Consider the following 20563-nt stretch of genomic DNA (forward strand, 5'->3'; position numbering starts at 1 on the left):
TATCTGTCAGGGATCGCCCGGCCGTCCGGTTCAAGGGACGACACAGCACGGCGGAACCCCCCAGACAGGAGCACGGACATGCAGCACCGCATCGTCGTCCTCGGCGCCGGCTACACCGGCGCCGTCGCCGCCGGCCGCCTCGCCAAGCGGCTGCACCGCGAAGACGTCTCCCTCACCCTCGTCAACGCCGAACCCGACTTCGTCGAGCGCGTCCGGCTGCACCAGCTCGCCACCGGGCAGGAGCTCGCGCCCCGCCCGTTCGCCGGCATGTTCGCGGGCACCGGCGTGGCGCTGCGGCTCGCCCGGGTCACCGCCGTCGACGCCGACCGCCGCACCGTCGCGCTCGACCCGGCCGACGGCGGCGCGGCGGAACTCCCGTACGACACCCTCGTGTACGCGCTCGGCAGCGGCTGGGACGACGGCGGGGTGCCCGGCGTCGCCGCCCACGCCCACGAGGTCTCCAGCCGGCCCGGCGCCCTCCGGCTCCGCGACCGGCTCGCCGCCCTCGGCGCGGGCCGGGGCGTCCTCGTCGTCGGCGGCGGACTGACCGGCCTGGAGGCCGCGGCCGAGATCGCCGAGGCCCGCCCCGACCTCGCCGTCTCCCTCGCCACCCGCGGCCCGCTCGGCGACCGGCTCTCCCCCAAGGGCCGCGCCCACCTGCGGAAGGTCCTGGCCGGGCTCGGCGTCACCGTCCACGAGCACACGGCCGTCGCGGAGGTGGCCGCCGACCGGGCGACGACCGCCGACGGAACGGTCCTGCCCGCCGACGTCACCGTCTGGACCACCGGCTTCGCCGTCCACCCGATCGCCGCCGCCACCGGGCTCGCGCGCACCGACCGGGGGCAGATCGTCGTCGACCGCACCATGCGCTCGGTCTCCCACCCCGACGTGTACGCGATCGGCGACGCCGCCATGGCCACCGGCCCCGGCGACCTGCCGCTGCGCATGTCCTGCGCCTCGGGCGTCCCCATGGCCTGGCAGGCGGCCGACGCCCTCGCCGCCCGGCTCACCGGCGGCACCGTCCCCGAGGTGCCCGTCCGCTACTTCCAGCAGTGCGTCTCCCTCGGCCGGGGGAACGGCCTGATCCAGTTCGTCACCGCCGACGACCGGGCCGTGGACCGGGCCCTCACCGGCCGGCTCGCCGCCCTCTACAAGGAGCTGATCTGCAAGGGGGCGGCCTGGGGCGTCGCCCACCCCACCCTCGGCCTGCCGGCCCGCCGCCGCCGCGCCACCGCGGCCGCCGCCCGGACGACGGCCCCGGCCACCGCGTGAGGGTCCTGCTCGCCGGGGCGACCGGCGCGATCGGACGGCCGCTGGTCCGCGCCCTCGTCCGCGACGGACACGAGGTGCTGGGCCTCGCCCGGTCGGAGGGGTCGGCGGCGGCGGTACGGGCCCTGGGCGGCACGCCCGTCCGCGCCGACGCCCTCGACCGGGAGGGGCTGCTGCGGGCCGTGGACGGGCTGTCCGCCGACGCGGTCGTGCACCAGCTGACCGCCCTCAGGACGCCCCGCCGCACCCTCGCCGCCGACGATCCGAGCACCGTGCTGCGGGACCTCGGCACCGTCCACCTCCTGGAGGCGGCGGGCGTCCTCGGCGCGGGCCGGTTCGTCACCCAGTCCCTCGTCCTCGGCCACGGCTACCGCGACCACGGCGACCGGGTCCTCACCGAGGAGGACCCCTTCGGGGTGCGCACCGGCACCGTCGCCGACCACGTGGTCACCGGCCTCCTCGCCGCCGAGGAACGCCTCTTCGCCGCGGACCACGTGGTGGGGATCGCCCTGCGGTACGGGATCTTCTACGGCCCCGGCACCTGGTTCGACCCCACCCCCGGCAGCCGCACCGTGCCCGTCCCCCTCGGCGGGGGCGGCACGGTCCCGTGGGTCCACGTCGACGACGCCGCCGGGGCGACCGTCGCCGCCCTGGAACGGGGCCGGGCGGGCGAGGCGTACACCGTCACCGACGACCGCCCCGCCACCTGGGGCGAACTCGCCGCCGCCCGCCCCGGCCGCCGCCTCCTCCTCCCGGCCCCCCTCCTCCGCCTGGCCGTCCCCTACCTGGGCTGCCTCATGCTCGACACCCACCTCCGCACCTCCCACGCCAAGGCCACCCACGACCTCGACTGGACCCCCCGCCACCCGGACCACCGGTCGGGGATGCGGGCGGGGTGAGGGGGCGGGGGCGGGGCAGGGTCAGGAGGTGGCTCGGGTGAGGAGGGTGGTGATGAGGGACTCGGTGGCGGGGGTGAGGGCGGTGAGGGCGAAGGCGGTGGGCCACATGGCGCCGTCGTCGAGGGCGGCGGAGTCGTTGAAGCCGAGGGTGGCGTAGCGGGCCTTGAACTTGCCGGCGCTCTGGAAGAAGACGACGACCTTGCCGTCGCGGGCGTAGGCGGGCATGCCGTACCAGGTCTTCGGGGCGAGGTCGGGGGCCGCCTTCTTCACGAGGGCGTGGACGCCCTCGGCGAGGGCGCGGTCGGCGTCGTCCATCTCGGCGATCTTCGCGAGGAGGTCGGCCTCGCCGTCGGCCTTGGCCCTGCCCTTGGCGCGGGTGCCGCGGACCTCCTTCGCGCGCTCCTTCATCGCCTCGCGCTCCTCGGCGGTGAAGCCTTCCTGGGCGGTGTTCTCGGTGGCGGCCATGGTGCTTCCCCCTGGGGTCGTGGTGCGGTGGTGTTCCGTCGTTCCCTGCTGTGTTCTCAGGCTAGGTTTCCGGGGTCCCCGGGGGCTTCTCCGAAACTGACCGGTGCGCGGAGCGCGGTGACGTACGCGTACGGGGTGGTGCCGTACGCCTCCGTGAAGGCGCGGTGCAGCGCCTCCGGCGTCAGGCCCGCCTCGCGGGCGAGGGCCGGGACGTCGAGGGGGCGGGCGCGGTGCCGGGAGATCCGGTCGCGGACCCGGCGCAGGGTCCGCAGCCGTCGGAGCCGTACGTCCTCGGCGCGGGCCGTCGCCCATCCGGGGTGGCACATGGCGGGTCCTCCTGCCTGCTCAGCGGGCTTCCTGGACGCGGATCAGGTTGCCCGCCGGGTCGCGGAAGGCGCAGTCGCGGACGCCGTACGGCTGGGTCGTCGGCTCCTGGACGACCTCGGCGCCGCCGGCCGCGACCTTCGCGAACACCTCGTCCAGGTCCGGGGTGGCGAGCAGGATCCAGCCGTACGTGCCCTTCGCCATCATCTCCGTGATGACCCGGCGCTCCTCCTCCGTGACGCCCGGGTCGACCGCGGGCGGGGCGAGCAGGATCGACGTGCCGGGCTGACCGGGCGGGCCGACGGTGATCCAGCGCGTCCGGCCCTGGCCGACGTCGGCGCGGACCTCGAAGCCGAGGAGGTCGCGGAAGAAGGCGAGGGAGGCGTCCGGGTCCTCGTGCGGGAGGGCGGTGGTGTGGATGGTGAGGTTCATGGGCGTGACCGTAGCGGGGCGGCGGGGGCGGCGCTTCTCCGTTCCGGACTTCCTCCGGGAGGGGCCCGGGCCTCAGGGGTCCGGGGTGTCGTCGGCCAGGAAGTCCGTGACCGCCAGGGCGAAGAGGAGGGCCAGCGCCAGGCCGATCACCACCCAGCCGGTGGGGTACGGCCACAGCACGTACGCCACCGCCGCGGCGGCCACCAGGATCCACACGATCCAGGCGCGGAAGCGGCGGACGAAGCCGCCGACCGGGCCGAGCCGCATCCCGGCCCGGTCCGCCGTCGCGCGGGTGGCCCCGATGCCGGAGCGCCACAGGCCGCGCGCCAGGACGGCGGGGCGGCTCGGGCCGGTGAGCCAGGCGGCGAGGGCCACCAGGACGCCGAGCGCGGCGCAGACCCGGACCGAGGTGCGCAGGTAGCGGACGAGCGCGTCGTAGACCGAGCCGGCGGCGGCCGGGGAGACGTCGGAGGGCAGGGCGTTGAGGTAGACCGTACGGAAGACGGTGAGTGCGATGCCGAGGACGAGGGCCGCGGCGGCGAAGCCGAGGGCGCCCGCGACGAGGGCCCGGCGGCGGCGCACCGCGAGCAGGATGCCGCCCGCGAGGAGCACCACGGCGATCACCGGCAGCCAGGTGCCGAGCTTCTGGAGCAGCGCGAAGCCGGTCTTGGCCTTGCCGATGTCGTCGGAGCGCAGGACGGTGAAGTCGGTGTGGATCTCCGGGATGTCGGCGGCGACGGTGAGGCCGGAGGCGACCAGGCGTTCCTTGACGCGGTCGATGACCGGGGCCAGGTCGATGGTGACCTGGTCGGTCTCGATCTTCACCGCCCCGTCCTCGTCGCCGGTCAGGGCGCGGTCGAGGGAGGTGTGGACGGCCCGGTTGGCGTCGGTCCAGACCGTCTCGAAGGCCGGGGAGGCGACGACGTCCTGGGCGCGCTGGTGCACGAAGTCGCCGACGGCGCTCTCCAGCGAGCCGCCCAGCTTGCCGAGGGCCTTCTCGACCAGGGGCCGCTGGTCGGGGGCGACGCCCTGGAGGAGCGAGGCCAGGTCGATGTGGTCCATGACGGCGGTGGTCACCCGGTCGGCGACGGCGGCCTGGACGTCCGGGTCGGAGGCGAGCGGCCGCACGGTCCGCACGTACCGGTCGGTGTCGCCGACGATGTCGGCGGTCCAGGCGGCGACGAGGCCGAGCGGGACGAGGAGGCAGCCCAGGAAGACGAGGACGCCGGAGAAGAAGGAGCGGAGCCGGTGGTGCTCCCTCGCCGGCCGGGCGGCCTTCTCCCGCGCCTCCAGGGCGGCGATCCTGGCGTGCAGGGCGGTGAGCTCGTCCGGGGCGGGAGGAGTGCCGGAGCCGGGAGGGGCGGCGGGGCCGGAGGATTCGCCGCCGCCTGCGGGCATGGCGCCGCCCACGGACTTCTCGCCGCCGAAGGGCTTGGCTCCGCCCACGGACTCGGCGTCGCCGACGGGCTCGGCGCCGCCGAAGGGCTTGGCCCCGCCCGCGGGCCTGTCGTGAGCCGTCGGCGGCTCGTCGGGAGCCGTCGGCGGGCGGACGGGAGCCGTCGGCGGGTGGTCGTGCGGCGGGTGGCCCGTGGGGCCGTCGTCCCGGGGCGGGTCCCCGTTCCCTCCCCCGTCGTGCCCCCGGCTCTCCCCCGGGCCGTCTGTCGCGGCGTCGCCCGTCGTTCCCATGCGGCCACTCTGGGGGCGGGACGCCGGTCCGGCCCGCGTACGGGTCCGTACGGGTGACGGCCCCGGCGCCCGCCCGGCCGGGTCCGGAACCGGGGCCGTACGCGATCATGCGGGCATGACTTCTCCGCTGCCGCGCTGCGCCGTGCTCGACGACTACCAGGGGGCCGCCCTCGCCTCCGCCGACTGGGGGCCGCTCGCCGGGCGGGTCGAGGTGCGGACGGTGCGCGAGCACCTGGACGGGCCGGACGCGGTGGCCGCCGCCGTCGGCGACTGCGAGATCCTCGTCGTCATGCGCGAGCGGACCCCGCTGGACGCGGACCTGATCGCCCGGCTGCCCCGGCTGCGGCTGGTCGTCACCTCCGGGATGCGCAACGCCTCGATCGACCTGGCCGCCTGCCGGGAGCGCGGCATCACCGTCTGCGGCACCGCCAGCGGTTCCGAGCCGCCCGCCGAGCTGACCTGGGCGCTGATCCTCGGGCTCGCCCGGCACCTCGTCCCCGAGGCGCGGGCGGTGCGGGAGGGCGGGCCCTGGCAGTCGACGGTCGGCACCGACCTGGCGGGCCGGACCCTGGGGCTGCTGGGGCTGGGGAAGATCGGCGGGCGGGTCGCCGCCGTCGGGCGGGCCTTCGGCATGGAGGTGCTGGCCTGGAGTCCGCACCTGACGCCGGAGCGGGTCGCCGCGCACGAGGGCGTACGGCTCGCGGGGAGCAGGGCCGAGCTGTTCGCGGCGAGCGACGTGGTCTCGCTGCACCTGGTGCTGTCCGACCGCACCCGGGGGATCGTCGGCGAGCCGGAACTGCGGGCGATGCGCCCGTCCGCGTACCTGGTGAACACCTCGCGGGCCGGGCTCGTGGACGGGTCGGCGCTGCTGCGGGGGCTGCGGGAGGGCTGGTTCGCGGGGGCGGGGCTCGACGTGTACGAGACGGAGCCGCTGCCCGTCGGCGACCCGCTGCGCACCCTGCCGAACGTCCTCGCCCTGCCCCACCTCGGCTACGTCTCCAGGGCCAACTACGCCCGCTACTTCGGACAGGCGGTGGAGGACATCACGGCCTGGCTGACGGGCGAACCGGTCCGGGTGCTGGGCTGATCCCGTACGAGCACCGGGCCGGGCCCGCAGAGGTTGCGGGCTGATCGCGGTACGGGTGCCGGGCCGGGCCCGTGCGGCGTCGTCGGGTCGGGCCCGGACCGTACGTCCTCAGGCCAGGCTCGTCCGGGCCAGTTCCACGAACTCCTCCTCCGTGAGGCCGAGTTCGCGGGCCTGGGCGGCGGCCTCGCGGAGCCGGGCGACGAGCCGGGCGCGGTCGGGGGCGGCGGCGCCGGGGACGACGACGGCGCCCCGGCCGCGCCGGAGCTCGATGAGGCCCTCCTCGCGGAGCCGCTGGTAGCCGCGCAGGACGGTGTGGACGTTGACGCCGAGGGAGTCGGCGAGTTCCCGTGCGGCGGGGAGCCGCTCGCCGGGCGCGGCGGAGCCGTCGGCGAGGGCGCCCCGGACGCAGGCGGCGATCTGGTCGCCGAGCGGCACGGAGGAGGCGGGGTCGACACGGAAGAGCACGGTCAGAGCCTCGCATCCCGTTCGGCGAGGGTGTTGAGGAGGGCGGCGGCGGTGCCCGCGTCGGGCACGGTGACGACGAACTCGCGGCCGTTTCCGCGCCGGACGGCCAGGGCCTCGCCGGAGCGGAGCACCACGCCGGAGCGGTGGGCCCGGACCCGGTAGCCCCAGCCGCCGAACTCGCGCAGGGCCCGCACCTCGCGGACGTCGGCGCCGGTGATCTCGGCGAGCGGCACGTGGACGCGGGGCCGGGGGAAGAGGGTGGAGCGGACGGTGAGGCCGTGCCGGTCGACGACCACCCGGACGCGGGCGAGGGCGAGCCCGGGCACCGCGACGGCGACGGCGAGCAGCAGCAGCGGCCACGGCCCGAGGAGCGCGGCGAGGACCCCGCCGGCGAGGAACAGCAGGGCGAGCGCGGTGAGCGGGGCGGACGCGGTGGCGCGGGACCAGCCGGCGGCCTCGCCCGCGCCGAGGTCGAGCCGGGGCGCCCCGGGGGAGATGCGGATGCCGGTGGCGGTGGCGTCCTCGGGCGGGACGAGCCGGGACAGGCCGTGTCCGGCGAGGGCGAGGACGGCGCCGGCGCCGAGCGCGATCGCGAGGTGGGAGAGCGGGGAGCGGACGTCGGCGGCGGTGGCGGCGTCGAGGTTGTCCCGGACGACCAGGCCGAGGAGCGTGCCGATGAGTCCGGAGGTCAGCCAGGCCCCCCACAGGGCGCTGCGGTGGGTGAAGACGGTCCAGGCGGCGCCGAGGGCGAGCGGGACGGCGGCGGCGAGGACGGCGAAGGCGGTGGGCCCGGTGAAGCCGTCGGGGACGCCGTCGAGGCCGAAGTGGGTGGCCAGCGGGTCGGGGAGCCGGTCGCTCCACAGGGCGATGAGCAGCGGGGTGACGGCGGCGGCGAGGACGAAGGGGAGCGCGGTGAGGACGCGGAGCCGGAACGGCACGTGCAGGCCGAAGCGGACCGGGGCGTCCGGCACGGCCTGAGCGCCCGGCGTGGACGGTGCGGGCGGGGTGTCCGGCGCGGACGACGGACGGGACTCGGCAGGGTTCATGACAACCTCCTTGTTCGCACTCTACTAGAACAAGTGCGTTTACGAGAGAGGGTGCGCCGCTCCTTCTCCGGATGCGGCGCCCGGAGCGCGCCTGTTCACTGGTCCCCACGCTGACGAATGCCGTCGAACGGGGAGATTCCGCATGCGCCGCCGGCCCGCCGCCCTCACCGCCCTGCCCGTCCTGACGGCACTGACCGCCGCCCTCCTCACCGGCTGCGGCAGCGATCCGGAGCCCGACCCGCTGCGCGGGCAGCAGTGGGCGCTCGACGCGCTGAAGCTGCCCGGGGCGTGGAAGACGTCGAAGGGCGACGACACGGTGATCGCCGTCGTCGACACCGGGGTGGACCCGGGACACCCGGACCTCAAGGGGCGGCTGGTGGACGGCTACGACTTCGTCGACGGGGACGACGACCCCAAGGACCTCAACGGCCACGGCACCCACGTCTCCGGCATCGCCGCCGCCCACACCGACAACGGCGTCGGCATCGCGGGCGGCGCGCCGGGCGCCAGGATCATGCCGGTGCGGGTGCTGGGCGCGGACGGCAGCGGCAGCGACGCGAACATCACCAAGGGGATCGTCTGGGCCGCCCAGCACGGCGCCGACGTCATCAACCTCTCGCTCGGCGAGTCCGGCCTGATGGCCCGGCTGCTCCAGGGCGGCGTCCTCAACCAGGCGATCTCCGCCGCCGACGCGGCGGGCGCGGTCGTGGTCGCCGCCGCGGGCAACGACGCGACCCTCCTCCAGCCGTACAAGGTGGCCACCCCGGTGCTCGTCGTGAACGCCGCCGACGCGCAGGGGCGGCCCGCCTCCTTCACCAACTTCGGCGCGCAGGACGCGGTCGCGGCCCCCGGCGTGGACATCCTCTCGACGCTGCCGACCTACACGTCGAAGGAGACCCTCAAGAACACCACCGGGTACGGGAAGCTCTCCGGCACCTCGATGGCCGCACCGTACGTCTCCGCCGTGGCCGCGCTCCTGCACCACCAGGGGCTGAGCCCGGCCGAGATCAGGCAGACGATCCGGAGCACGGCGAAGAACCCGGCGAACGCCCCGAAGCTGGGCCTCGGGAACGTGGACGCGGCCGCCGCCGTGAAGGCGGCGGCCGACAAGAAGTAGCCCCCGGAGGGCGGTGCGGGTCAGCCCTCCAGGACCTCGCGCAGCTTCTTCGCGAACTCCTCCGGCGCCCCGTGCTGCCCGAACTCCCCGCCCAGGAAGCCCGCGTGGTTGCCGGGGAAGACGGCGAGCGGGGTGCCGAGGAGGGCCGCGATCCCGGCGGCGGAGCGGGCCGCGAACTCGCCCGCGGACTCCTCACCCGCGGCGATCACGACGCGGGTGGGCGCCGCCTTCAGGGCCTCGGCGTCGGGCTCGTAGGAGGTGCAGCCGCGCATGTTCCGGCCGAGCAGCGGGTCGTCACGGCGGCCGTCGTCCCCGGCCGGCAGGCCGAAGGTCTCCGGCGGGGCGGCCGGCAGGGAGGCCCAGTCGGCCGGGAAGGGGCCCTGGTGGCCGGTCAGCGAGATGAACTTCGCCATGCCCGCCGCCCAGCCCTCCCGCTGGTAGACGTCGTACACGTCGGCGCAGGCCGCGGCGGCCTCGGCGCGGTCGGGGAGGGCGGCGGAGGTGGGCGGCTCGTGGGCGACGAGGGTGTGCACGAGGTCGCCCCGACGGGCCACCGCGGCGAGGAAGTTGACGGCTCCTCCGCTGCTGGCGAAGGCGTCCACCGGACCGGCGTCCAGCGCCTCGACCAGGCGGATCAGGTCGTCGGCGTGCTCCTCGGGCCGGATCTCGACCGGGCCGCCCTCGTCGGTCGTGCCGCGGCCGGTGCCGCGCGGGTCGTAGGTGACGACGGTCCGGTCGGGGAAGTGGGAGGCGAGGGTGGCGAAGCCGGTCGCGTCCATGGGGGAGCCGACGAGCAGCAGGGGCCGGGGGTCCGTCCCGGTGCCGGGCCGGACGTCGTAGGCCAGGGTCGCTCCGTCGGTCGCCAGGGTGCGGGTGGTGGTGTCGGCCATCGTTCTCTCCTCCGTGGGTGCTGTCACAGGAGGAGACACCGGGCGGCACCGGAACTCATCGCCGGGGCGGGAACGAATGTCCGCCACCCTCCCACAGGACAAGCCAAGACGAGACGATCCGTCTTGTGAAGCCCGCGCCCATGCCGTACGGTCAAGCCATCGAGACGAACCGTCTCGTTTCCCCGACGGAAGGAGACCGCCCTTGTTCCGTGCCCGACTCACCGAGGTCACCAAGCGCCACGACGACCGGCACGCACCCCGCCGGACCGTCCTCGACCGCGTCTCCCTCACCGTCCGGCCCGGCGAACGCCTCGGCGTCGTCGGGGACAACGGCTCCGGGAAGTCCACCCTGCTCCGGCTCCTCGCCGGGGCGGAGACCGCCGACAACGGCACCGTGGACATCGACGCGCCCGGCGGCCTCGGCCACCTCGCCCAGACCCTCGACCTCCCCCCGACCGCGACCGCCGGCGACGCCGTCGACCACGCGCTCGCGGAGGTACGGGAGCTGGAGCGGGCGATCCGGGACGCCGAGGCGACCCTCGACCCCGCCGGACTCGACCCGGCCGGACTCGACCGGTACGCGGCCCTCCTCGCCGCCCACGAGGCGCGCGGCGGCGCCGGGGCCGACCGGCGGGTGGAGACCGTGCTGCGCCGGCTCGGCGAGCGGGCCCCGCTCGACCGCGCCCGGCCGCTCGGCACCCTCTCCGGCGGGCAGCGCGCCCGCCTCGCCCTCGCCGGAGTGCTCGCCGCCGACCCGGAGCTGCTGCTCCTGGACGAGCCGACCAACGACCTGGACGACGCCGCCGTCACCTGGCTGGAGGAGCGGCTGCGCGCCCACCGGGGCACGGTCGTCGCGGTCTCCCACGACCGCGCCTTCCTCGACCGGGTCGCCACCGCCGTCCTGGAGGTGGACGAGGACCGGCACACCCTGCGCCGGTACGGCGACGGCTACGCCGGCTACCTCACCGGACGCGCCGCCGAACGGGCCCGCAGGGTGCGGGAGCACGAGGAGTGGAAGGAGGAGGCCGCCCGCCTGCGGGCCCTCGCCGACGTCAACATCGACCGCTTCTCGGCCATCCCGCGCAAGGCCCCCGCCGCCTTCAGCGGGGCGGGCGCCTTCCGGGCCAGGTCCCGGGCGCACGGGGCGATGAGCCGGATCCGGGCCGCCCGGGAGCGGCTGGCCCGGCTCGACGCGCACCCGGTGCCGGCGCCGCCCGAGCCCCTGCTCTTCCGCGCCGCGCCGGAGGGCGAGGGCGCGCCGGTCGAGCTGACCGGGGCGGCCGTCGCGGGCCGGCTCGCGCCGGTCACACTGCGCCTGGAGCCGGGCGAGCGGCTGCTCGTCACCGGGCCCAACGGCGCGGGGAAGAGCACCCTGCTGAAGGTCCTGGCCGGGGAGCTGGCCCCGGACGCGGGGAGCGTGCGGGCACCGCGCCGGACCGGGCTGCTCCGCCAGGACACGGCCCCGCCCACCGACCCCCGCACGGTCGGCGCGGCCTTCGGCGAGGGCCGGGAGGGCGAGCTGCTCGCCCTCGGCCTCTTCACCGCCCGCGACCTGGCCACCCCGGTCCGGCTGCTCTCCGCCGGGCAGCGGCGGAAGCTGGAGCTGGCCCGCCTGGTGACCGCCCCGGCCGACCTGCTGCTCCTGGACGAGCCGACCAACCACCTGGCGCCCGCGCTGGTGGAGGAGATCGAGGCCGCGCTCGCCTCCTACCGGGGCACCCTGGTCGTGGTCAGCCACGACCGCCGCCTCCGCGCCGGCTTCCGGGGCCGCCGCCTCGCGCTGGAGGCGGCAAAACCGGCGGACGCCGAAGGGGTCGCGGCCCTGACGGGGGCCTAGGTCCTGTCCGGCGGATCTTCGTGGATCAGCCCGCGGCGTCTGGTGCGTTCTCTCGGCGTGCGCCCGGGTCGCCCTCGTACTGGACGTACTAGGGCGATCCGGGCGTGCGGCGAGAGGACGTGCCAGGCGTCGCGGGCCCGCGAAGATCCGCCGGACACGGCCTAGCCCTCGTCCTCCAGGTCGCCCTCCGTCTCCAGGAAGACCTGGCGGAGGGCGGCCAGGGTCTCCGGGTCCGGCTTCTCCCACATGCCGCGCGACTCGGCCTCCAGGAGGCGTTCCGCGATGCCGTGCAGGGCCCAGGGGTTGGCCTCCTGGAGGAAGGCCCGGTTCGTCTCGTCGAGGACGTACTCCTGGGTGAGCTTGTCGTACATCCAGTCGGCGACGACGCCGGTCGTGGCGTCGTAGCCGAAGAGGTAGTCGACGGTCGCGGCCAGTTCGAAGGCGCCCTTGTAGCCGTGGCGGCGCATCGCCTCGATCCAGCGCGGGTTGACCACCCGGGCCCGGAAGACCCGCGAGGTCTCCTCGACCAGGGTGCGGGTGCGGACGGTCTCCGGGCGGGTCGAGTCCCCGATGTACGCCTCGGGGGCGGTGCCGCGCAGCGCGCGGACGGTCGCCACCATGCCGCCGTGGTACTGGAAGTAGTCGTCCGAGTCGGCGATGTCGTGCTCGCGGGTGTCGGTGTTCTTCGCCGCGACCGCGATCCGCTTGTACGCGGTCTCCATCTCGGCGCGCGCCGGGCGGCCTTCGAGCCCGCGCCCGTACGCGTACCCGCCCCACACCGTGTACACCTCGGCGAGGTCGGCGTCGGTGCGCCAGTCCCGCGAGTCGATGAGCTGGAGGATGCCCGCGCCGTAGGTGCCGGGGCGGGAGCCGAAGATGCGGGTGGTGGCGCGCCGCTCGTCGCCGTGCTCGGCCAGGTCGGCCCGGGTGTGGGCGCGGACGTGGTTCGACCCGTCCGGCTCGTCCAGGGCCGCGACCAGCCGGACGGCGTCGTCGAGGAGGGCGATGACGTGCGGGAAGGCGTCGCGGAAGAAGCCGGAGATGCGCAGCGTGACGTCGACGCGCGGGCGGCCCAGCTCCTCCAGGGGGATGGCCTCCAGGCCGTTGACGCGGCGGGACGCCTCGTCCCACAGCGGGCGGACGCCGAGCAGCGCGAGCGCCTCCGCGACGTCGTCGCCGGCGGTCCGCATGGCGCTGGTGCCCCACAGGGAGAGGCCGACGGAGGTGGGCCAGTCGCCGTTGTCGTCGCGGTAGCGGGTGAGGAGGGAGTCCGCGAGGGCCTGGCCGGTCTCCCAGGCGAGCCGGGACGGCACGGCCTTCGGGTCGACGGAGTAGAAGTTCCGGCCGGTCGGCAGCACGTTGACCAGTCCGCGCAGCGGTGAGCCGGACGGGCCTGCCGGGACGAAGCCGCCGTTCAGCGCGTGGACGGCGTGGGTGAGTTCGTCGGTGGTGGCGGCCAGGCGCGGCACGACCTGCTCGCAGGCGAAGCGGAGCACCGCCGCGACGTCGGGGCCGTACGGCTCCGCGAGCGCGGCGACCGCGTCGGCCGACCAGTCGGCGGCCTCCATCGCCTCGACCAGTTCGCGGGCCTTCGCCTCCGCCTCGTCGGCGGTGCGGCGGGTCGCGGCCGACTCGTCGAGGCCGAGCGCCTCGCGCAGGCCGGGCAGGGCCTGGGTGCCGCCCCAGATCTGGCGGGCGCGCAGGATGGACAGGACCAGGTTGACCCGGTCGGGGCCGGCGGGCGCGGTGCCGAGGACGTGCAGGCCGTCGCGGATCTGGGCGTCCTTGACCTCGCACAGCCAGCCGTCGACGTGCAGCAGGAAGTCGTCGAAGCCGTCGTCCTCCGGCCGCTGCTCCAGGCCGAGGTCGTGGTCGAGCTTCGCGGCCTGGATGAGGGTCCAGATCTGGGCGCGGATCGCGGGCAGCTTCGCCGGGTCCATGGAGGAGATCTGCGCGTACTCGTCGAGGAGCTGCTCCAGGCGGGCGATGTCGCCGTACGAGTCGGCGCGGGCCATCGGCGGCACCAGGTGGTCGACCAGGGTGGCGTGCACGCGCCGCTTGGCCTGGGTGCCCTCGCCCGGGTCGTTGACGAGGAACGGGTAGACCAGCGGGATGTCGCCGAGGGCCGCGTCCGGGCCGCAGGCGGCGGAGAGGCCGGCGTTCTTGCCGGGCAGCCACTCCAGGTTGCCGTGCTTGCCGAGGTGGACCATGGCGTCGGCGCCGAAGCCGCCGTCCTCCGCGCGGGCCGCGATCCAGCGGTAGGCGGCCAGGTAGTGGTGGGAGGGCGGCAGATCGGGGTCGTGGTAGATCGCGATGGGGTTCTCGCCGAAGCCGCGCGGCGGCTGGATGAGGACCAGCAGGTTCCCGCGCCGCAGGGCGGCGAGGACGATGTCGCCCTCCGGGTCGCGGGACCGGTCGAGGAACATCTCGCCGGGCGGCGGACCCCAGTGCTCCTCGACCTTCTCCCGCAGTTCGGCCGGGAGTTCGGCGTACCAGCGCCGGTAGTCGGCGGCCGGGATGCGGACCGGGTTCTTCGCCAGCTGCTCCTCGGTGAGCCAGTCCTGGTCGTGGCCGCCGGCGTCGATGAGGGCGCGGATCAGCTCGTCGCCGTCGCCGGAGACCAGGCCGGGGAGGTCGGCCTCGGGGCCGAAGTCGTACCCCTCCGCGATCAGGCGGCGCAGCAGGGCGACGGCGGAGGCGGGGGTGGCGAGGCCGACGGCGTTGCCGATGCGGGAGTGCTTGGTGGGGTACGCGGAGAGGACGAGCGCCAGCCGCTTCCGGGCGTTCGGGATGTGCCGCAGGCGGGCGTGGCGGACGGCGATCCCGGCGACGCGGGCGGCGCGCTCGGCGTCGGCGACGTAGGCGGGCAGGCCGTCGGCGTCGATCTCCTTGAAGGAGAACGGGACGGTGATGAGGCGGCCGTCGAACTCGGGGACGGCGACCTGGCTGGCCGCGTCCAGCGGGGACAGGCCCTCGTCGTTCTCCTCCCAGTTCGCCCGCGAGCCGGTCAGGCACAGCGCCTGGAGGACGGGCACGTCGAGCCCGGCGAGCGCCCCGGCGTCCCACGCCTCCTCGTCGCCGCCCGCCTGCGCGGCGGCCGGCTTGGTGCCGCCGGCGGCGAGGACGGTGGTGACGATCGCGTCGGCCTCCCCCAGCACGGCGAGCAGCTCCGGCTCGGGGGCGCGCAGGGAGGTCACGTACAGCGGGAGGGCGCGGGCCCCGGCGTCCTCGACGGCGTCGCAGAGGGCGCCGACGAAGGCGGTGTTCCCGCTCATGTGGTGGGCGCGGTAGTAGAGCACCGCGACCGTCGGGCCGTCGGTGGCGCGCGCGGTCCGCTCCAGCGGGCCCCAGGTGGGGGCGGCGGCCGGGGCCTCGAAGCCGTGGCCGGTGAGCAGCACGGTGTCGGAGAGGAAGCGGGCCAGCTGCGCCAGGTTGGCGGGGCCGCCGTGCGCCAGGTAGGCGTGGGCCTCGGTGGCGACGCCGACGGGCACCGTGGAGGCGGCCATCAGCTGGGCGTCGGGGGCCTGTTCGCCGCTGAGGACGACGACGGGCCTGCCGGTGGCGAGGACCGCGTCGAGCCCCTCCTGCCAGGACCGGACGCCGCCGAGGAGGCGGACCACGACCAGCTCGGCGCCGTCGAGCAGGCCCGGGAGGTCGTCGAGGGGCAGCCGGGAGGGATTGGCGAAGCGGTACGCGACCGGGGCCCCGGGATCGGCGGAGTTCGCCGCGCGGGCGCTGAGCAGGTCGGTGTCGGAGTGCGACAGCAGCAGGAGCATGGCGAGGCTCAGGCCCTTCCTCGGGGTTTCCGCGCCCCGGGTGGTGATGGTCGGCGGGAGTCTCTGACTCGCCCGTGCCGTCGCCGGCCCGGGCTCACAGTGGCGGGACCGCGCCGGATTCGCACCGGGCTTCCTCCCCGGGGTCCTGGGACCCCATGCCGATCTGCATAGTAGAGCGTGCGCCCACCGGACCGGAGGGCCCCGGGAGAGTCGACCGGATCACACCCGGTGGCCGTCCGGTTCCCCCTGGGTATGCTCGCCGCCATGCCGCCGACCCCACCCACTCCGCCCGAAGCGGGCGAAGCTCTCATAAGGGACCGTGGCGACGCGTGCCCGGGGGCGCTCCGGCTGCATGCCGCCGCCGACGGGTACCTCGCCCGACTCCGGCTGCCCGCAGGCAGACTGACGCTGCGTCAGCTCGATGTGCTGGCCGGTGCGGCCGAGGCGCTCGGGGACGGCTCCCTCAGCGTCACCTCGCGCGGCAACGCCGAGCTGCGCGGCCTCGACGGCGGCTGCGGCGCCCGCCTGGCCGGCCTCCTCGCCGACGCGGGCCTGCTGCCCTCCCCGACCCACGAGCGGGTCCGCAACATCGTCGCCTCCCCCGCCGCCGGACTCGACGGACTCGGCCACGCCGACGTGCAGTTGTGGGCCCGCGCGCTGGACGCCGCCCTCTGCGCGGAGCCCCGCGCGGCGGCCCTCTCCGGCCGTTTTCTGCACGTCCTCGACGACGGCCGCGGCGACGTCGCCGGCCTCGGCGGGGATGTGACCTTGGTCGCAGCCCCGGGCGGCGCCGCGACCCTCGTCCTCGGCCCCCGGGCGCTGCGCGTGGCCGCCGCCGACGCCGTGCCCGCCGCCCTCGCCTGCGCCCTCGCCTTCCTGGCCGCCGCCGAAGCGGCCGGGACCGGCGCGTGGCGCCCGCGCGAGCTGCCCGCCGCGCACCTCCCGGAGTGGGGCGCCGCGCTGGCCCGCGCGGGGATCGCCGCGGAGCCCGTACCCCTTCCTTCCCGTCCGGGGGTGCTCCCGCCCGCACCCGGTCCGCTCGGGGAGCGCGCCGTGCACGTCCTCGCCCCCCTCGGCCGGCTGACCGCGGCGGCGCTGCGGGCGCTCGGCGCGGGCGCGGACGAGGTGCGGCTCACCCCGTGGCGGGGGGCCGTCGTCGTCGGCGCGACCCGCGACCGGCTGCCCGCGCTCGCCGCCCACGGCCTGGTCACCGCCCCCGGCGACCCCCGGACCGGCGTCACCGCCTGCACCGGCGCGCCCGGCTGCGCCAAGTCCCTCGCCGACGTGCGGGCGGACGCGGCGCGCGCCCCCGGCGGGCCGCTGCCCGTGCACTACTCCGGGTGCGCCCGCCGCTGCGGACACCCGCACGGACCCCGGACCGAGGTCACCGCCCTCGGCCCCGACACGTATCTGCTGGACGGCGCCCCCGTCCCGCGCGCCGCCCTGGCCGAGGCCGTCGCGGCGGCCCGGACGAGCCCGATGGAGAGCTGAGGATGTACGAGTACGAGAAAGACGGCGCCGAGATCTACCGCCGTTCCTTCGCCACGATCCGCGCCGAGGCGGACCTCTCGGGCATGCCCGAGGACGTCGCCACCGTCGCCGTCCGCATGATCCACGCCTGCGGCATGACCGACCTCGTCCGGGACATCGCCTACTCCCCCGGGGTCGTCGCCCGCGCCCGCGCGGCGCTCCGGGCCGGCGCCCCGATCCTGTGCGACGCGCAGATGGTCGCCTCCGGCGTCACCCGCCGGCGGCTGCCCGCCGACAACGAGGTGCTGTGCGCCCTGTCCGACCCGGCCGTCCCCGGGCTCGCCGCCGAACTGGGCACCACCCGCTCGGCCGCCGCCCTCGAACTGTGGCGGGACCGCCTCGAAGGCTCCGTCGTCGCCATCGGCAACGCCCCCACCGCCCTCTTCCACCTCCTGGAGATGATCGCGAAGGGCGCGCCGAGGCCCGCCGCCGTGCTCGGCATCCCCGTCGGCTTCATCGGCGCCGCCGAGTCCAAGGACGCGCTGGCCGCCAACGACCTCGGCCTCGACCACCTGGTGGTGCGGGGCCGGCGCGGCGGCAGCGCCATGACCGCCGCCGCCCTCAACGCGATAGCGCACGAAGCGGAGATCCAGCAGTGACCGTTGCGAAGGGCAAGCTGTACGGCGTCGGGCTCGGCCCCGGCGACCCCGAACTCCTCACCCTGGCCGCCGTGAAGGCCATCGCCGGGGCCGACGTGATCGCCTACCACTCGGCCCGCCACGGCCGCTCGATCGCCCGGTCGATCGCCGCCGGGCACCTGCGCGAGGACCACGTCGAGGAGCGGCTGGTGTACCCGCTCACCGTGGAGACCACCGACCACCCCGGCGGCTACCGGGGCGCGCTCGACGACTTCTACGAGGAGGCCGCGGCCCGGCTCGCCGCCCACCTCGACGCGGGCCGCACGGTCGCCGTCCTCGCCGAGGGCGACCCGCTGTTCTACGGCTCCTACCAGCACATGCACAAGCGGCTGGCGCACCGGTACGAGACCGTCGTCATCCCCGGCGTGACCTCCGTCAGCGCCGCCGCCGCCCGGCTCGGCGAGCCGCTGTGCGAGGCCGAGGAGGTCCTCACGATCGTCCCCGGCACGCTGCCCGAGGACGAGCTGGCCGCCCGTCTGGCGGGCACCGACTCGGCGGTCGTGATGAAGCTCGGCCGCACCTTCCCGACCGTGCGGCGGGCCCTGGAGCGGGCCGGCCGGCTCGACGACGCGCGCTATGTGGAGCGGGCGTTCATGCCGGGCGAGCGGACCGGGCACCTCACCGACGTGGACCCGGAGACCGTCCCGTACTTCTCCGTCGCCGTCCTGCCCTCCCGGATCGACCAGGAGCCGCCGGTACGGGAGCGGGGCGAGGTCACCGTCGTCGGCACCGGCCCGGCCGGGGCACCCTGGCTCACCCCCGAGTCGCGCGGCGCCCTCGTCAACGCCGACGTCCTCGTCGGCTACACCACCTACCTCGACCGGGTCCCCGTGCTGCGCCCCGGCCAGATCCGGCACGGCTCCGACAACAAGGTCGAGTCGGAGCGGGCCGAGTTCGCCCTCGACCTGGCCCGGCGCGGCCGGAAGGTCGCGGTCGTCTCCGGCGGCGACCCCGGCGTCTTCGCGATGGCGACGGCCGTCCTGGAGGTCGCGGCGGAGGAGCGCTACGCGGACGTGCCCGTCCGGGTCCTCCCCGGGGTGACCGCCGCCAACGCGGCCGCCGCCGCCGCGGGCGCCCCCCTCGGCCACGACTACGCGACGATCTCCCTCTCCGACCGGCTCAAGCCCTGGGACGTCATCGCGGCCCGGCTGCGCGCCGCCGCCTCCGCCGACCTCGTCATCGCCCTCTACAACCCGGGCTCGAAGTCCCGCACCCACCAGGTCGCCGCCGCCCGCGACCTCCTCCTCGAACTCCGCTCCCCCGACACCCCGGTCGTCGTCGCCCGCGACGTCGGCGGCCCCGGCCAGTCGGTCCGCGTCCTCACCCTGAAGACCCTGGACCCGGCGGAGGTCGACATGCGCACCCTGCTCCTCGTCGGCTCCTCGCAGACCCGGGTCACCACCCGCCCCGACGGCACCACCCTCACCTGGACCCCGAGGCGCTACGGCTGACGGGTGAAGGTGCCCAGGCCCTCGGCGTCCAGGTACTCGACGGTGAGGGACCTCCCGTCGGCGGCGAAGGTGACGCCGGTGCGGCCGACGGCGTTCTCGCCCCGGGTCTCCATGCTGAAGGTGTTCCCGCTGTAGGGGGCGAGGGGGTACGACTGGGGCCGCGGGCCGAGGCGGAGGGTGAGGGTGCCGTCCTTCGCCGCGACGACCTCGGCGCGGCCGTAGTAGGCGCTGGTGTAGGTGCCCGTGAGGGCGTCGGCGGGCCGGGCGGGGGCCGCGTCCTTCGGCGGGTGGGCGTAGTCGGTGCCGGAGCGGGCCGCCTCCACCTGCTGCCGGTAGAGCCCGTCCACGAGGGGGAGCCAGTCCCGGCTGACGCTCCCGGTCCCGGCGAGGTCGAAGAAGTCGAGGGCGACGGCGTCGGCGACGCCGACCGGGGAGGAGTTGGTGAGGACGACGATGCCGAGGTCCTCGCCGGGCAGCATCGTCACGTTGGTGTGCGCGCCCAGGGCGAAGGCGCCGGTGTGGGAGAGCTTGAGCCGGCCGGCGTCGTCGTAGCCCACGTTCCAGCCCAGGCCGTAGAAGCCGGTGCGGCCGGCCGGGGCGTGCGGCGGGCTCGCGACCGCCTCGGGCCAGTGGGTGCGCCGGAGGGCCTCGGCGTCGACGATCCGCTTCCCGTCGAGTGCGCCGTCCGCGAGCTGGAGCCGCAGCCAGACGGCCATGTCGCGGGCGGAGGAGCTGACACCGCCGGCCGGGGACTGCGCGTCCGGGTCGCGCACGTGCGCCGCCTTCCACTCCCCGCCCTCCTTCACGTGGCCCCAGGCCCGGTCGGGGGCGTTCACGAAGTCCTCGAAGCGGGAGCTGGTGGACGTCATCCCGGCGGGCCGGTAGAGCACGTCCTCGGCCAGCTCCTCCCAGCCGACGCCCTTCTCCTCGGCGACGGCCTGCGCCGCCGCCGTCAGGCCGAAGTTGGTGTAGGCGTAGCTCGCGCGGAACGGTGTCAGCGGCTCGTACCGCAGGTGGGACAGGATGTACTCCCGGTCGTAGCCGAGGTCTTCGAGGAGGTCGCCCGCGTGGTCGGGCAGGCCGCTGCGGTGCGCGAACAGGTCGGCGGCCGTCACGTGCGCGGTCACCCACGGGTCCTTGAGGGCGAAGTACGGCACCCGGGGGGCGACCGGCTTCTCCCAGCCCTCGACGCCGACGGCGCCGGAGACGACGGTGGAGGCGATCGGTTTGGAGACGGAGGCGAGCTGGAAGACGGTGTCGGCGTCGACGCGGGCGCTCTCGCCGGCCTTCCGCACCCCGTACCCCTTGAGGTGCACCACCTTCCCGTGATGGACGACGGCGACGGCGACGCCGGGCACGCCGGTCCGCTCCATCGCCGCCTCCACCACCCCGTCCAGCCGGTCCACGGCCCGCCGGACGTCGGCGTCGTCCAAGACGGGCGGGGGCTGGGCGGGCGGCGGGGTGGCCGCGAGCGAGGGGGTCGGCGTGGGGGTGGGGGCGGGCGTGGGGGCCGGCGGGGACGGGGCGAGCGCGGTGGAGCCCAGGAGCGCCGCCAGTCCCGCCGCGACGAGCCAGCGGACGGTAGCCACGCCTCCATTGAACGCCGGGGCACCCGTTCTGTCGCGCGGGGCCCTCGTCCACGGGGACAGGG

At 76.1% G+C, this 20563-nt stretch carries 17 protein-coding genes and 1 riboswitch; of the genes, 8 read left to right on the plus strand and 9 right to left on the minus strand.

Annotated features, from left to right (window positions below; translation table 11 throughout):
• Window positions 1-78: 78 nt before the first annotated feature.
• Window positions 79-1272 (plus strand): NAD(P)/FAD-dependent oxidoreductase, encoded by a 1194-nt coding sequence (locus tag IE219_RS25270; protein WP_189981494.1) that lies wholly within the window; start codon window positions 79-81, stop codon window positions 1270-1272.
• The gene (locus IE219_RS25275; RefSeq protein ID WP_189981496.1) at window positions 1269-2168 is read left to right on the plus strand and encodes an NAD-dependent epimerase/dehydratase family protein; all 900 of its coding nucleotides are present in this window, start codon (window positions 1269-1271) and stop codon (window positions 2166-2168) included. The genes IE219_RS25270 and IE219_RS25275 overlap by 4 nt, the downstream gene beginning before the upstream one ends.
• Window positions 2169-2189: 21 nt before the next feature.
• Here IE219_RS25275 and IE219_RS25280 read toward each other — a convergent pair whose 3' ends face one another.
• The 4 genes from IE219_RS25280 to IE219_RS25295 all read right to left on the minus strand — a co-directional run bounded on the left by IE219_RS25280 (window position 2190) and on the right by IE219_RS25295 (window position 5075).
• Window positions 2190-2633 carry an iron chaperone gene (locus IE219_RS25280; protein ID WP_189981498.1) on the minus strand — a complete coding sequence of 148 codons (444 nt, stop codon included), beginning with the start codon at window positions 2631-2633 and terminating at the stop codon, window positions 2190-2192.
• 56 nt (window positions 2634-2689) lie between these two features.
• Window positions 2690-2959, minus strand: a complete 270-nt coding sequence (locus IE219_RS25285; RefSeq protein WP_189981500.1) for a helix-turn-helix transcriptional regulator — start codon at window positions 2957-2959, stop codon at window positions 2690-2692.
• A 19-nt stretch (window positions 2960-2978) separates the two neighbouring features.
• The gene (locus tag IE219_RS25290) at window positions 2979-3389 is read right to left on the minus strand and encodes a VOC family protein (protein WP_189981502.1); all 411 of its coding nucleotides are present in this window, start codon (window positions 3387-3389) and stop codon (window positions 2979-2981) included.
• Window positions 3390-3461: 72 nt separating this feature from the next.
• Window positions 3462-5075: a proline-rich domain-containing protein gene (locus IE219_RS25295; protein WP_373298883.1), complete on the minus strand. Its 1614-nt coding sequence runs from the start codon at window positions 5073-5075 to the stop codon at window positions 3462-3464.
• Window positions 5076-5190: 115 nt separating this feature from the next.
• Here IE219_RS25295 and IE219_RS25300 point away from each other — a divergent pair, with 115 nt between their 5' ends.
• Window positions 5191-6162, plus strand: coding sequence for a D-2-hydroxyacid dehydrogenase family protein (locus IE219_RS25300; protein ID WP_189981503.1), 972 nt, complete (start codon window positions 5191-5193; stop codon window positions 6160-6162).
• Window positions 6163-6270: 108 nt separating this feature from the next.
• Here IE219_RS25300 and IE219_RS25305 read toward each other — a convergent pair whose 3' ends face one another.
• Window positions 6271-6627 carry a GntR family transcriptional regulator gene (locus tag IE219_RS25305; protein WP_189981505.1) on the minus strand — a complete coding sequence of 119 codons (357 nt, stop codon included), beginning with the start codon at window positions 6625-6627 and terminating at the stop codon, window positions 6271-6273.
• A 2-nt stretch (window positions 6628-6629) separates the two neighbouring features.
• Window positions 6630-7673, minus strand: coding sequence for a DUF1648 domain-containing protein (locus tag IE219_RS25310; RefSeq protein WP_189981507.1), 1044 nt, complete (start codon window positions 7671-7673; stop codon window positions 6630-6632).
• 142 nt (window positions 7674-7815) lie between these two features.
• On the opposite strand from IE219_RS25310, the gene IE219_RS25315 reads away from it, so the two are divergent.
• Complete coding sequence (locus tag IE219_RS25315; RefSeq protein ID WP_189981509.1) at window positions 7816-8790, plus strand: S8 family serine peptidase; 975 nt, start codon at window positions 7816-7818, stop codon at window positions 8788-8790.
• Window positions 8791-8810: 20 nt separating this feature from the next.
• Here the strand turns inward: IE219_RS25315 and IE219_RS25320 are convergent, their stop codons facing one another.
• Window positions 8811-9680: an alpha/beta fold hydrolase gene (locus IE219_RS25320; protein ID WP_189981510.1), complete on the minus strand. Its 870-nt coding sequence runs from the start codon at window positions 9678-9680 to the stop codon at window positions 8811-8813.
• A 202-nt stretch (window positions 9681-9882) separates the two neighbouring features.
• Here IE219_RS25320 and IE219_RS25325 point away from each other — a divergent pair, with 202 nt between their 5' ends.
• The gene (locus IE219_RS25325) at window positions 9883-11517 is read left to right on the plus strand and encodes an ABC-F family ATP-binding cassette domain-containing protein (protein ID WP_189981512.1); all 1635 of its coding nucleotides are present in this window, start codon (window positions 9883-9885) and stop codon (window positions 11515-11517) included.
• A 161-nt stretch (window positions 11518-11678) separates the two neighbouring features.
• On the opposite strand, the gene cobN is transcribed toward IE219_RS25325, so the two are convergent.
• Entirely contained in the window at window positions 11679-15293 is a 3615-nt protein-coding gene (gene cobN / locus IE219_RS25330) for a cobaltochelatase subunit CobN (RefSeq protein WP_189981514.1), read from the minus strand.
• 38 nt (window positions 15294-15331) lie between these two features.
• A riboswitch (cobalamin riboswitch) is annotated at window positions 15332-15468 on the minus strand.
• 77 nt (window positions 15469-15545) lie between these two features.
• On the opposite strand from cobN, the gene IE219_RS25335 reads away from it, so the two are divergent.
• From IE219_RS25335 to IE219_RS25345, 3 genes are read left to right on the plus strand one after another with little or no spacing between them, the layout of a single operon-like run.
• Entirely contained in the window at window positions 15546-16784 is a 1239-nt protein-coding gene (locus tag IE219_RS25335) for a ferredoxin-like domain-containing protein (protein WP_189981516.1), read from the plus strand.
• Between the two features lie 2 nt (window positions 16785-16786).
• The gene (locus IE219_RS25340) at window positions 16787-17422 is read left to right on the plus strand and encodes a precorrin-8X methylmutase (RefSeq protein ID WP_189981517.1); all 636 of its coding nucleotides are present in this window, start codon (window positions 16787-16789) and stop codon (window positions 17420-17422) included.
• Window positions 17419-18912 (plus strand): precorrin-2 C(20)-methyltransferase, encoded by a 1494-nt coding sequence (locus tag IE219_RS25345; protein ID WP_189981519.1) that lies wholly within the window; start codon window positions 17419-17421, stop codon window positions 18910-18912. The genes IE219_RS25340 and IE219_RS25345 overlap by 4 nt, the downstream gene beginning before the upstream one ends.
• Here the strand turns inward: IE219_RS25345 and IE219_RS25350 are convergent.
• Window positions 18903-20501 carry a serine hydrolase gene (locus IE219_RS25350; RefSeq protein WP_189981521.1) on the minus strand — a complete coding sequence of 533 codons (1599 nt, stop codon included), beginning with the start codon at window positions 20499-20501 and terminating at the stop codon, window positions 18903-18905. The two genes, IE219_RS25345 and IE219_RS25350, sit on opposite strands and share 10 nt — an antisense overlap.
• Between the last annotated feature and the right edge of the window lie 62 nt (window positions 20502-20563).

The organism is Streptomyces termitum (assembly GCF_014650175.1).
Lineage (GTDB): Bacteria > Actinomycetota > Actinomycetes > Streptomycetales > Streptomycetaceae > Streptomyces > Streptomyces termitum.